The 13,007-nt window shown below is 72.2% G+C and carries 9 protein-coding genes and 1 pseudogene; 5 read left to right on the top strand and 5 right to left on the bottom strand.

From position 1 onward, the window contains the following. Positions 1–44: 44 nt before the first annotated feature. Positions 45–3,023 carry a glycoside hydrolase family 35 protein gene (locus tag CP969_RS13240; RefSeq protein ID WP_016826416.1) on the bottom strand — a complete coding sequence of 993 codons (2,979 nt, stop codon included), beginning with the start codon at positions 3,021–3,023 and terminating at the stop codon, positions 45–47. Positions 3,024–3,294: 271 nt separating this feature from the next. Between CP969_RS13240 and CP969_RS13235 the strand changes: the two are divergent. Beyond that, positions 3,295–3,618: pseudogene (locus CP969_RS13235) on the top strand (DUF4360 domain-containing protein); the annotation flags it as partial. Between the two features lie 304 nt (positions 3,619–3,922). After that, complete coding sequence (locus CP969_RS13230; protein WP_016826418.1) at positions 3,923–4,909, top strand: arabinan endo-1,5-alpha-L-arabinosidase; 987 nt, start codon at positions 3,923–3,925, stop codon at positions 4,907–4,909. A gap of 34 nt (positions 4,910–4,943) precedes the next feature. On the opposite strand, the gene CP969_RS13225 is transcribed toward CP969_RS13230, so the two are convergent. The 4 genes from CP969_RS13225 to CP969_RS13210 form a co-directional block, all read right to left on the bottom strand. After that, positions 4,944–6,155: a PucR-like N-terminal domain-containing protein gene (locus CP969_RS13225; RefSeq protein WP_026085213.1), complete on the bottom strand. Its 1,212-nt coding sequence runs from the start codon at positions 6,153–6,155 to the stop codon at positions 4,944–4,946. A gap of 221 nt (positions 6,156–6,376) precedes the next feature. After that, positions 6,377–7,318, bottom strand: coding sequence for a hypothetical protein (locus tag CP969_RS13220; protein WP_016826420.1), 942 nt, complete (start codon positions 7,316–7,318; stop codon positions 6,377–6,379). A gap of 48 nt (positions 7,319–7,366) precedes the next feature. Continuing rightward, positions 7,367–8,941: a DUF6801 domain-containing protein gene (locus CP969_RS13215; protein ID WP_026085214.1), complete on the bottom strand. Its 1,575-nt coding sequence runs from the start codon at positions 8,939–8,941 to the stop codon at positions 7,367–7,369. 123 nt (positions 8,942–9,064) lie between these two features. Next, positions 9,065–9,700, bottom strand: coding sequence for a hypothetical protein (locus tag CP969_RS13210; protein WP_004988573.1), 636 nt, complete (start codon positions 9,698–9,700; stop codon positions 9,065–9,067). Between the two features lie 721 nt (positions 9,701–10,421). Between CP969_RS13210 and CP969_RS13205 the strand changes: the two genes are divergently transcribed. From CP969_RS13205 to CP969_RS13195, 3 genes are read left to right on the top strand one after another with little or no spacing between them, the layout of a single operon-like run. Continuing rightward, entirely contained in the window at positions 10,422–11,432 is a 1,011-nt protein-coding gene (locus tag CP969_RS13205) for an ABC transporter ATP-binding protein (RefSeq protein WP_016826423.1), read from the top strand. After that, entirely contained in the window at positions 11,429–12,193 is a 765-nt protein-coding gene (locus CP969_RS13200) for an MlaE family ABC transporter permease (RefSeq protein ID WP_004988583.1), read from the top strand. Before CP969_RS13205 ends, CP969_RS13200 begins: the two co-directional genes overlap by 4 nt. Positions 12,194–12,199: 6 nt before the next feature. Continuing rightward, positions 12,200–13,006 carry an MlaE family ABC transporter permease gene (locus CP969_RS13195; protein ID WP_016826424.1) on the top strand — a complete coding sequence of 269 codons (807 nt, stop codon included), beginning with the start codon at positions 12,200–12,202 and terminating at the stop codon, positions 13,004–13,006. The last annotated feature ends 1 nt before the right edge of the window (position 13,007 follow it).

The following is a 13,007-nucleotide window of genomic DNA, read 5'->3' as shown; positions in this document are numbered from 1 at the left end:
GGGGCTCGCGACGGCTCCGTGACGGACCCGCCGGGGCGGTGGACTCACCGCCCCGGTGAGTCCACCGCCTCCACCGGCACCCCGCCCTCCGCCGCGCCCAGCAGCGTCAGCCGGACGTCGCGCGGACCCGCGGGTGTGGTGCCGTCGGACAGCACGGCCAGGGCCAGGGTGTTGGACCCACGCGTGCGGAGGATCCCGTTCGGCAGGACGAAGGTGTGCTGCGGGCCCACGTCGTTGATGTACTGGCCCATGTTCCAGCCGTTCAGGAAGATCTGGACGCGGTAGGCGCGCTCCGGATCGTCCTCGAGGGTGAGCCCGATCGAGGCGTCCACGCCGGGGTCGACGTCCAGCCGGAAGTCCGTCCGGTACCAGGCCACCCCCTGCCGCCGGTCCTCGCGCGGGAACTCCACGGCCTCCCAGTCCCGGTCGTCGTACCCCGGCAGGTGCCAGCCCTCCCGCTCCCCGTGCAGCCCGCCGTTGTTCAGCGGCCCGCGCACCCGGTCCGGCTCCACGGCGCCCCGGATCCGCCAGTCCACGTCCCGGGAGCCGCCCTCGAAGTCCGCCGACAGCAGTCCGCGCGCGGCCCGGTACGCGTCCGGGCGGGCGTCCCCGGCCCCGCCGTCCGCCCGGCCCCCGTCGTGCTGCATCCGCCGTACGAGCACCGACAGCACCCGCCGGCCCCGCCGGCGCAGCTTCCCGGGCACCTCGAAGGTGGCCGTGGCCGTCCAGGTGCCCCGCTCCGCCGTGTCCTCGTCCGGCACCGGCATGCGGTGCGTGCCGAGCGGCCGCCCGTCCAGCCAGGCCATCAGCAGCCCCTGCGTACCGGTGCTGTAGGACAGCGACACCGCCTCGAGGCCGCGAGCGTCCTCGAACCGTCCCCGGTACCAGACGTCGCCGTAGTGGAAGCCGTAGTCGTCCGCGAAGAGGACCGGCCGGCCCTCGGGCACGGGCGTGGTGCTGCGGGACGACGTGCGGTCGGCGGCCGTCCACGCCGAGTCGTCGAAGTCCGGCTCGGACTCCGGGTTCCCGTCCCGCCTCCGCCAGCCGCCGAGCGCGGGCAGCCGCACCCGGGGCGCCGCCGGCAACAGCCCCTCCATCAGCAGGCTCCCGGCCCGGCTGAGGTGCGTGCGCACCGGCCGCCCGTTCCAGGTCACGGTGGTGATCCCGCGCGGCGCCCACACCTCGAGGCCGGTCGCGCCGACGACGTCGCCGGTGAGGTGGACGGTGGAGCCGCGCAGGGCGGCCGAGCGCAGCAGCGCCGGACCGTAGACCAGCAGCGGGCCGGACGGGGTCTCGTACGGCCACAGCCGCAGGGCGGTCGCGTCGTCGGTGAACAGCAGCAGCATGGGCGTCTCGGAGTCCCCGCCCTCGACCAGCACGCGGCTCAGCCCGCCCACCCCGAGCGGCACCACCACGTTGAGCCTGCCCCGGTCGTAGGCCCACGCGGGCTCGTCGTCCAGCCGGTTGGTGACCGGCTGGGTGTCGCAGTCCAGCGCGACCTGCGCCACCTCGCGGTGCCGGCCGGTGAACACCGCGATGTCCAGCCGCCCGACGGTCGTGTTCAGCATGGGCTGCGCGGTGGAGTACGCCAGTTTCCGCCGCCCCAGCTCCAGCCCGGTGACGAGCAGCTTGGCGTCCCGCGCCCCCACGGTGACGGGCACGTCGACGTCGGTCCCCGGCAGCATCGAGGTGACCTGCTCGGCGGAGTCGTTGCGCAGGACGTACACCTGGGCGTCGGTGTCGGGGTTGGCCAGGTGGTACACCGTGATCCGCTCGTCCGCCGCCCGCACCTCCTCGGCCGGGTCCAGCCGCGCGAGGTCGGGCACCGTCCGCACCAGGTGCCCGAGCTGGTGCAGCGGGGCCAGCTTCGGCGTCGGCCGGCGCCCCTCGTCGATCGCCGCCCCGTAGTCGTACGAGGTGTAGACGCCCGGCGAGGGCAGCCAGCCCCACGAGGTCCCGCCGAACGCCATGCGGACGGTGTGCGCCGTGATCCCGTTGGCGAGGTGGGTGAGGCGGTTGCGCCGCTCGTACGCCGCGTCGTGGGTCCGGCGCACCTGCGCGTACCCCTTGCCGCCGGACGGCGCCCCGCCCCACGGGTCGGCCGCCCCGCCGGCCGCCCCGGCCAGGAAGCCGGGCGTGCGCGTACCGGCGCCGGTCCCGTGCTCCCCGAAGTGCCCGAGGTCCGGCGGCACCTCACCGGGCGGGGTGGCCACGTCGATCCCGTGCAGCAGGCGCCCCTTCTCCCGGCCGGTGCCGAGGAGTTCCGGCGCCCCGCTCCCGTCCGGCCCGCCGCCCGTGTGGAACAGCGGTACGTCGATGCGGTCGGCGCGCACCTTCTCGTACAGGTGGGTCAGGTGGGCGCGCCCGGCCGGATCGTCGGCGCGGACGCCGGACCCGTCCTCGAGCTGGTACAGCAGCACGGTGCCGCCGCCCCGGGTGAACAGGTGCCGGACGGCGATGGTGTCGACCGCGCTCAGCCACGCGTCGACGTGCCGCAGGTACGCCGGGTCGGCGGTCCGCGCCGTGCCCTCGGCGACCGTCAGCCACCCCGGGAGGCCGCCGGCGTCCACGTCGGCGGCACCGCCCGGCCCCGGACGCAGGACGACGTACAGCCGCTCCTCGGCGGCCGTCCGCAGGAACAGGTCCAGATCCCGCACCCCGGTGAAGTCGTACCGTCCGGGCGCGGGGGAGTGGTGGTTCCACGGGACGTGGACGGTGACCGCGTTGTGCCCGTGGGCGCGCAGCTTCTGCAGCACGTCCCGCCACAGGGACGGGCTCGGCAGCCGGAAGGGGTGCACCTCACCGGACCAGAGCACCAGGCGCCGGCCGTCGACCAGCAGCGAGTACCGGTCGAAACCGACCCGGTGCCGCTTGCCGTCCGCGCTCGGCGCGGGGGGCGGCGGTCCCGTCGGCACGGTGCGCGCCCCGCGCGGTCCGGGCACCGCCCCGCTGCTGCCGGCCAGCGCGAGGCCGAGCGCCGCCGTGCCGGCCAGGGCGGTGAAGGTACGCCTGCTGAGCTCCAAGGGAGCGCCTCCTGTTGTGCCTGCTGTGCTGTGCGGGGCTGCGTGAGTGCGCCGGGGCGGCCCCGGTGGGCCATTGTCCACGGACCGGCCCCCTCCCGTTCACGCGGGGTTCCGTTACGTCCCGGTTCGCCCTGTTGTGGCGCGTCGGACGTGACCGGGCGCGGTCGGGTGCGGTCGGGCGCGACCGGATGTGAATGGCCGGAGTTCACCCTGTCCGCGGATCGCCGCGCTCCCTACGATTCCAGCGCTCCCGGTCTTCACCCACCTCCGTGCCTCCTTGCGGCCCGGCGCGCAGGGCACGCAGGGCACGCAGCGGGCCTCGTACTACTTCCAGGGCTCCTCGAACACGGAGTACCGCACCCACCCCTTCACCGGCCCCCTCGACGGCAACTGGCAGGCCACGGACACGACCGACCGGGCCCAGGTGGTCTGGGCGCCCTGCGGGGTCCAGCACAACTTCAACATCAACACGGAGTTGAGGGTCAGCGCGGGGGCCACGTCCCCCGGTGAGGTCAGCTTCCTGACGATGGACTCCGCGGACGGGGACATCAGCACGGTGTGCCACCTGGCGTGGAAGGAGTGTCCGGGGCGGTGACCTGCGGCCGACCTGCCGCTGACCGGTCGCTGACGCGTCGCCGGCGGGCCGGTGGCGGGTCGGCGGGTCGGTGGCGCGCCCGTGGCCGGGGTGCGTCACCGGCTCGCTCGCTCTCGCGGTACCGATCGATCTCGACCTTCTGCCGTCCGCCGGGCCCCAGGTCGCCGGGTCCGCTGCGGATCGGGGCTGCGCGGGTCATTGACGCGCAAGGGGTTCGATTCTACGGTCCGTTCGAACTTGCGATCGCTGTTCGAGATGGCGAACACGCCATCAGGCCGTGACCCCCACCGCAAGGAGAACCCGTATGAACCGCACCCTCCGTCTCACCCGAATGCGCACCGCCCTGCTCGCCCTCCCCGCCGCCGCCCTCCTGGCGCTCGTGCCGACCACCGCCTCGGCGTACCCCGACCCCGGCCGCGTCACCGGCTCCGTCGTCACGCACGACCCGTCGATGGTCCGGACGTCCTCCGGGCAGTACCTGCTCTACGCCACCGGCGGCGGGATCAGCAACAAGACCTCCGCCGACCGCACCGCCTTCTCCGCCGGCGCGGACGCGTTCTCCTCGCGCCCGAGCTGGTGGCGGACCTACTCCTCCGTGCCGGAGGCGTGGGCGCCGGACATCTCGTACCAGGGCGGCAAGTACCTGATGTACTACTCCGTCTCGTCGTTCGGCTCGAACACCTCCGCCATCGGGCTGGCCACCTCCACCACCGGGCAGCCGGGCAGCTGGACGGACCAGGGCACCGTCCACACCTCCACCTCCTCCAGCGACTACAACGCCATCGACCCCAACCTCTTCGTCGACGACGACGGCAAGTGGTGGCTCTCCTTCGGCAGTTGGTGGACCGGGATCAAGATGATCCAGATCAACCCCTCCACCGGGAAGCAGCTCTCCTCGAACACCACCCGCTACTCCCTGGCCTCCCGCCCCACCGGGACCAAGGCCGTCGAGGCGCCGTTCATCGTCAAGCGGGGCGGCTCCTACTACCTCTTCGCCTCCTACGACACCTGCTGCGCCGGCACCGGCTCGACCTACAAGGTCAAGGTCGGCCGCGCCACCGCCGTCACCGGGCCGTACCGCGACAGGAACGGCGTCGCGATGATGAGCAACGGGGGCACGCCCGTGCTCGAGTCGCACGGCAGCGTCATCGGCCCCGGCGGGCAGTCGATCCTGAAGGACGTCGACGGGGACCTGATCGTCTACCACTACTACGACGGCAACGACGGCGGCACCCCCAAGCTCGGCATCAACCTCCTGGACTGGAGCAGCGGATGGCCCGTCGCCCACTGACCCCGCCGGCCCCGCACCCCACCGGCCGCGGTGGTCACTCCGCGTCGCCGTGCTCCCGCAGGTGGAGCGAGCGCAGGGTCACCTCGAGGGCGAAGCGGCGGTCGGGGTCGGCGAGCCGGTCGCCCAGGTAGCCGTCCAGGGTCCGCAGGCGGTAGCGGACGGTCTGGGCGTGCACGCCCAGCATCTCGCCGACCTGCTCGGCGGGCGCCCGGGTGGAGACGTGGGCCCGGAGGGTCTCCACGAGCCGGTCGCGCCGCCTGGCGGGCAGGCCCGCGAGCGGGGCCAGCTCGCGGGCCGCGAGATGGTCGACGAGGGCCGGGTCGGACAGCAGCCACAGGGTGATCAGGTGGTCCTCGCAGCGGAGCAGCGGGGCGTCGGGCACCACGCCGTCGTCGACGAGCTGGAGCACGCGGCGCGCCCAGCGGACGGAGTCCGCGGCCTGTGCGACCGGTACGGGCAGGCCCACCGCGGCACGGGTGCCGGCCAGGGCGGTACCGAGCATGTCCAGGCGTTGCGGGGTGAGGTCCCCGGGGACGAGCAGGTGCGGCTGCGGGATGTCCAGGTCGGCGAGGACGTCGCCGTCGAGTCCGGCCTGGATGTGCTCCGGCACCGGGGGGCGGAGGGCGACGAGGAAGCAGGTCCGGGGCAGTTCCCAGGCGGCGGCCTTGCACAGCTCGGAGACGGTCGTCTGGGGCAGCGGCGAGGCGGCGAGGAGGAGGTGCAGTAACTGTCTTCGTAACGCGGACACCTCGGACGCGGCCCGCTCCCGCACTTCCGCGTACCCCTCGCGGGTGACCGCCTCCAGCTCCTCGACGTACGCGAAGAGGGCGTCGGCGAAGGCGAGGACGAGCGTGGGGGAGAGGCTGTACTGCCGGCCCAGCGTCTTGGCCCGGCGCAGCGCGATGCGGGCGCCGAGCCGGTAGGCGCCCTGCAGGATCTCCAGGTCGCGGCCCTCGTAGGCCTCCACCCGGCCGAACCTGCGCAGCAGTTGGTCCCGTGTCTCGGAGCTCTTGCCGGGGTCGGCCACGCGGTCCACGAAGGCGGTCAGCGCCTGCTCGACGCCTTGGCGGATCGCGTCCCCGTCCGGACCGTTGAGCAGCCGGCCGTACACCGGGTAGACGCGGGTGACCTCGGTCCGTATCTCGTTCAGCAGGCCCGGTAGTTCCGGCCGCATGAAGGCCGCGAACTTCCTGGGGAGCGGATCGAGCGGTTCACCGAGCACCGAAGGGCGTGCGATTGAGGGCATGAGCGATCCCTTGCTCTCCGACATGTCCGGCAGGGCGGCCGGCCGGGCACCGCCACGCCGGACGGCGGACGGAACCTGGGCCGGCCCACCAGGTGCACACCGGTCCGAAAAGCTGAAGGTAAATCAACTTTGTTGTGCTGTACACCTCTTGGGAGGAAACCGCTTCACCGACACGGGAACCGGTCTCCGGTGCGGCGGTGGAACGCCGGCCCGCCCGGCCGTCACCTGACGGCGGAGTGCCAGTTCTCCGCCAGGACCCTGCCGGCGTCGGGGGCGACGGTGCCGGGCGCGTTGAGGCCGGTGAGGTGGGTCTGCGTGTCGTCGAGGGTGAGGTTGTTGTTCCCGGAGGCGGAGGGCAGGCCGGTCTTCGCGTTGACCGCGGCGTTGATCAGGCCGATGTTCAGGCCGCAGCCGGTGGCGGCGGGAACGGCGAAGGTGCTGTCGCTCTGGGTGGCGCCGGTGAGGTTGATCCGGCTCATCTCGCCGCTCTCGTCGGGAGTGCCGTTGCCCTGGAAGAGGCTCATCCCGAACTCGGGGTAGTCGAGGTTCTTCGGGCGCAGCACGATCGGGTGGGACGCCGACCCGATGTAGCACTTGCCGCCCAGGAGCGGGTTCTCCAGGTGGATGCGGACCGGCAGGGCGACGATGGGCAGGTCCGTGAGGACGCCCGCGGTCTGGTCGAAGGCGTAGGGCGCGCCGACGGACTCCATGGTGGCGGTGATCTTGTTGAGGCTGGAGTTCTCGAGCGTCTCGCAGAGGGCCGTGATCACCGGTATGTCGCTCGGGCACATCAGGCCGAGCAGGCCGCCGGGCACGGTGGCGGAGTCGGCGACGAGCGCGCCGGAGGGCGGGGCGACGACACTGCTGGTGCCGTCCGTGTTCTGGACGACGCCGATCTGGAGGTTGGTCCTGCCCGTGACCACGGTGGTCCTGCCCAGCTTGATGGAGCCGCCGGCGGAGGTGGAGACCACGCACTGCGGGGTCTTGTCGAAGCCGTCGGCGGCCAGCATCGCCGGGGCGTCGACGGGGCAGCGGGTGAAGGGCGCCCACTCGCCGTTCAGCGCGGGCTCGGCGGCGGTCGCGGTGCCCAGGGAGGCCAGGGCGCCGAGCGCGGTCAGGGCGGAGACGGTGGCGACTTTGGTGCGGGGGGAGAACCGGGGCATGGGGATGGCCTTCCGTGGAGGTGGGAGGGACGGGAGGGAGGGGCCGGCTCAGCGCTCGGGGACGGGAATCTGGTAGGGCTGCAGGTCCTCGGTGCACTCGCCCCTGGTGAACGGGGTCTCGAACACCGGGTTGGCGATCGAGCACGTCTGGCCCTGGATCTGCTTGACGTAGTTGCCGGAGCCGGAGACGGAGGCGGTGAGGAGGCGGTCGATCCGCTCGCCGCCGGTGCCGCAGCCGGTGAAGGCGGGGATGGTCACCTCGCCGGTCAGCGGGCCGCCGGTGAGGAGCATGTAACCGGTGGCGTCCTCACCGAAGACCTGCTCGCCCCTGCCGTACAGCACCACGTGGTCACCGGGGTGGTTCGCGGGGTCCGGCTCGGGGGAGGTGAGGGGCTTCTCGGTCGTGCAGTCGGGGCCGACGTCCAGGGGGGTGCCGTTGATCTCGAGGGCGGTCACCCGGAGGACCAGCGGGGCCCGGATGTAGGTCTCCCCGATCGTCAGGAGGTCGGAGAGGCGCATCTTGATGCGCGAGTCGATCCTGATGGGGCCCGTCTGCTCCAGCACCATGGTGGCCTTCACCGGGGTGAAGCCGAAGGCCAGGAAGGTGCTCTCGACGGGGGGCGTCCGCTTGCGCCCCTCGTAGTGGAAGTCGCCCTGCGACACGGTGTCGAAGACGAGGTGGTCCGGGTCGGGAGGGCCGTCACCGGGGATGCCCTGCTCGATCAGCATGCAGGACACCGGGAGGAGCGAGGCGCCCTTCAGCTTGTTCACGTTGGTGTAGCCCGTGACGTAGGCGTTCAGCGACGCCGACGTGGGCGGACGGTTCTCGTCGTAGCGGCACGGTGGGGCGTCGCGGTCCGCGGCGGTGCCGCCGGGCGTGCCCTCCGTGACCTTCGGCGCGCGCTCCCCCTGCTCCTCCTCCGGACCGGAGGAGGGACCGGACGGCCCGGGAGGGGAACCCGGGAGGGACGGCGGGCCGCTCGGTTGCGGTGCGTCCGTGCCGACCGGCACGGCGGCCAGCAGCCCCTCCTCCGGCGCGTCCTCGGCGAGGGAGCAGTCGACGGTCAGCGGGCCGGGGTCGGCGGCGGACCCGTCCGCCGCGCCGAGTTCCAGGTCGACGGCGAGGTCCCCGGCGGAGAAGACGAGGTCGCCGTCGCTCCGCCCGGTCACCGAGGGGACGTCCCCCGTCGTGGTCAGCGCCAGCGGTCCGGACCCGGGGAGGGTGACCGGCTCCGCCGTGCCGCGCCAGGTGGCCTCGGCGGCGGCCTCGTTCTGGGTGACGCCGACGGTGAGGCGGGTGGCGGCCCGCGCGGTGGCGGCACCGAGCGCGGTGAGGTCCGCGACCGCCTCCGCCGGGAGTTCCACGGTGGTGGTGACGCCGGTGGGCGAGAACGCCTCGCCGGCCCCCGCCCGGTCCGGGAACGCCGCCGAGACCCGCACCGTCGCCGGCAGCTCTCCCGAGGGGAACGCGCAAATGTAGGGGAGTTCGGCGTCGACCTCCTGGCTGCCCGCCGCGGAGGCCGCCGCCGGGACCATGGCGGCGAGGACGACGAACGCGCCGATCGTCGCCGTCCTGGCACGGACACGGGGTGGCCGCGATGCGGCGACACGGTTGCCTCTCACTGCTGCTCCGCTCGGGTCGCTTGGCGTCGGAAGCCGGCGGCCGGCTTCCCTGAGGTCCGGCAGGGACGGTCCGCGTCCGCCCGGCCGGGCGTGCCGGCCGGGCGGACGCGGGCGGGCGGTGCCTTACGGGTTGGAGCCGACGATCTTCGGGATGGTGCCGTTCGACGCCTTGATGGCGTAGTTGCCCTTGAAGATGGGCCTGGTGGCGGTCGTGACCACCGTGCCGCAGTTGACGGGGGCGGGGCTGGAGCTGACGGCCAGGTCACCGGCGACGCTGTTGACCGCCAGGATGCCGGTGGAGTTGGTGTAGGTGGCCGAGGCCTTGCCCGTCACGGTGAACTTGCAGGCGCCGGCGGTCACGTTGGCGGTGACGTTGCCGACGTAGCCCTTGGTGACGCCGGTCGAGGCGGTGTAGTCCTGGGCGACGACGGTCCAGGGGGTGACCGCCACGGTGGTGACGGTGCCCAGGACGCTGGTGCACGGCGAGGCGGAGGTGCCGAAGTTGATGGCGCTGATGGTGGCGACCGTGGCGGGGTTGCCGGTGGCGCTCCCCATGCTGCCCGACGCGCCCGAGACCGTGCACGTCATCGGGATGGTGGCGGTCAGCACGATGTTGCCGCTGTTCGTCGCCGTGTAGCTGCCCGACGGGGTGACGGTCCACACCGTGGAGGGCACCGCCGAGGCGGTCCCGGCGGTGAGGCCGAACGCGGCCGCGGCCGCACCCGCCACGACAGCGGTCCTTCTGAGGGTTTTCTTCATGGCCTGGGACTCTCCTTGTGGATTGACCGGCAGAGATGGGCCGTGACCGAGGTGATCGAGAGGGAGGCCGTGCGGCCCGCGGCTCGGTGTTCCCTGTCCGCGAGCAATGACGTTACTTGCGGGAAACTTGGCCGAACAATGCCACCGTTCATGATTCTTTGAAAAGTGGAACCATCTGTTTCCGGGGTGAGTGATTCGCGGATCGCCTTAGTCACCACATGTCAATGTCGGTGTTCCCGGCCGGTGTTGCGGGGTCTCCCTGCTCGCCGCTCGCCGTCGGGCCGTCCTGCTCACCCGGTGACAATGTCGGAGGTGTGTTTTATCTGCGCCCTGACAGGTTCGGGATGGCTGAAGTCGGTGTCCCGGAAAACTCGTATTCCGGTATTGCCCGCCGAGGTTACTCGGTCGTAACGTGCCGGTGTGGTGCTCGGTTCCGGGTCGGTGGCCCCCGCCGACCGGAGCCATGACGGATGCTTTCCGGCCTCGCCCTCCCGCTCGGGCCGGGGGTCCGTCGGCGGGGTCCCGCGGATCCACACCCTCCGGAGCCGCAGGACCCCGCCCTGTCTCCCCGGAGACAAGTGCGGGTCCGGCGTGTTGTCCGCACGGTGACAAACTCCGGGAGGAGAACGGGGAACCGGCGCCGCACCCGTTGTCAGTACGTCCCGCGCCGACCTAACGTGCGCCCGCGGTGCACGTCCGACACACGTCCGCTGGAGGTGACATGGGAATCGAAGTGGTGGTCGAGGGCCTGACCAAGTCCTTCGGTGAGCAGAGCATCTGGCAGGACGTGACACTCACCCTTCCCGCCGGAGAGGTGAGCGTGATGCTGGGCCCGTCCGGCACCGGGAAGACCGTTTTCCTGAAGTCGCTCATAGGGCTGCTCAAACCCGAGAAGGGCCGTGTTCTCATCAACGGGGTGGACATGGTGAACAGTCCCGAGAGGGATATCTACGAGACCCGGAAATTGTTCGGGCTCATGTTCCAGGACGGGGCCCTCTTCGGGTCCATGTCCCTCTTCGACAACATCGCCTTCCCGCTGCGCGAGCACACCCGCAAGAAGGAGTCCGAGATCCGCCGCATCGTCATGGAGCGGATCGAGGTCGTCGGGCTGCTGGGCGCGGAGGGCAAGCTCCCGGGGGAGATCAGCGGCGGCATGCGCAAACGGGCCGGCCTGGCCCGCGCGCTCGTGCTGGACCCGCAGATCATCCTGTGCGACGAACCGGACTCCGGGCTCGACCCGGTCCGCACCGCCTACCTCTCCCAACTGCTGATCGACCTGAACGCGCAGATCGACGCGACGATGCTGATCGTCACCCACAACCTCGACATCGCCGCCACCGTGCCCGACAACATGGGGATGCTCTTCCGGCGCGAGCTCGTCACCTTCGGCCCGCGCGAGGTGCTGCTCACCAGCGAGGAGCCGGTCGTGGCCCAGTTCCTCGACGGCCGGCGCGAGGGCCCCATCGGGATGTCCGAGGAGAAGGACGCGGCCACCCTCGCCGCCGAGGCGGGCGCCGCCGGCACCACCCCGTCCCGGCCCCGGCGGATCGTCCCGCAACTGGAGCCGTCGCCCGGCCTCCCGCCGCGCCGGGCCGTCGCCCGGCGGCGCGAGCGTGTCATGAGCATGATCGACCAGTTGCCGCCCGCCGCGCGCTCCGCCCTCCGGGAGGCCGACGCGAGGAACGCCGGGGCGCCCACCCTGCCGATGCCCGCCGCCGGGAGCGGCGCATGATCACCGGCGCGCTGCGGCAGACCGGCCGGCTCTTCGCGCTCGCCGCCGAAGTGAGCCGCGCGATCTTCCGAAGACCCTTCCAGTTCCGCGAGTTCGTCGAGCAGTTCTGGTTCGTCGCGGGCGTCACCATCCTGCCCGCCGCCCTCGTCTCCATCCCCTTCGGCGCCGTCATCGCGCTCCAGGTCGGTTCCCTGACCCAGCAGTTGGGGGCCCAGTCGTTCACCGGGGGCGCCAGCGTCCTCGCCGTCGTCCAGCAGGCGAGCCCGCTCATCGTCGCCCTGCTGATCGCCGGCGCCGGCGGCTCCGCCATCTGCGCCGACCTCGGCTCCCGCAAGATCCGCGAGGAGCTCGACGCCATGGAGGTCATGGGCGTCTCGCCCGTGCAACGCCTGGTCGTGCCCCGGGTCCTGGCCACCATGGGCGTGGCGGTCCTGCTCAACGGCCTGGTCTCCGTCGTCGGCACCCTCGGCGGCTACTTCTTCAACGTCGTCCTGCAGGACGGCACCCCCGGCGCCTACCTGTCCAGCTTCTCCGCCCTCGCCCAGCCGGCCGACCTGTACATCAGCGAACTCAAGGCGCTGGTCTTCGGGTTCATCGCGGGCATCGTCGCCGCCTACCGGGGCCTCAACCCGCGCGGCGGCCCCAAGGGCGTCGGCGACGCCGTCAACCAGTCCGTCGTCATCACCTTCCTCCTGCTCTTCTTCGTGAACATGGTGATGACGGCCCTCTACCTCCAGATCGTCCCGCCGAAGGGAGGCTGAGGCCCGATGGCCTCCCCGCTCGTCTGGCTCGACCGCTCCGGCGACCACCTGCTCTTCTACGCCCGGGCGCTGCTGTGGATCCCGCGGACCCTGCGCCGCTACCTCAAGGAGGTGCAGCGCCTCCTCGCCGAGGTCGCCTTCGGCTCCGGCGGCCTCGGCGTCATCGGCGGCACCATCGGCGTGATGATCGCGATGACGCTCTTCACCGGAACCGTCGTCGGGCTCCAGGGCTACGCGGCCCTCGACCAGATCGGCACGGCCGCGTTCACCGGATTCGTCTCCGCCTACTTCAACACCCGCGAGATCGCCCCCCTGGTCGCCGGGCTCGCCCTCTCCGCGACCGTCGGCGCCGGCTTCACCGCCCAGCTCGGCGCCATGCGCATCAACGAGGAGGTCGACGCCCTCGAGGGGATGGGGATCCGCTCCATGCCCTACCTGGTCACCACCCGCATCATCGCCGGGGTCGTCGCCATCGTCCCGCTCTACGCGATCGGGCTGCTCTCCTCCTACCTGGCGTCCCGCTCCGTGACCGTCCTGTTCAACGGCCAGTCCCAGGGCACGTACGACCACTACTTCGCCCTCTTCCTCTCCCCGACGGACGTCCTGCTCTCGGTGCTGAAAGTGCTGATCTTCAGCGTGATGGTGATCCTCGCCCACTGCTACTACGGCTACCGCGCCACGGGCGGCCCCGCCGGCGTCGGCGTCGCCGTCGGCCGCTCCGTGCGCAACGCCATCGTGCTGATCAGCGTCACCGACTTCTTCCTGTCGCTCGCCCTGTGGGGCGCGACCACGACCGTGAAGGTGGCGGGGTGAG

The sequence above is a fragment of the Streptomyces viridosporus T7A genome (assembly GCF_008704515.1).
Taxonomy (GTDB): domain Bacteria; phylum Actinomycetota; class Actinomycetes; order Streptomycetales; family Streptomycetaceae; genus Streptomyces; species Streptomyces viridosporus.
This window is presented reverse-complemented; position numbering and strand designations above follow the sequence as displayed.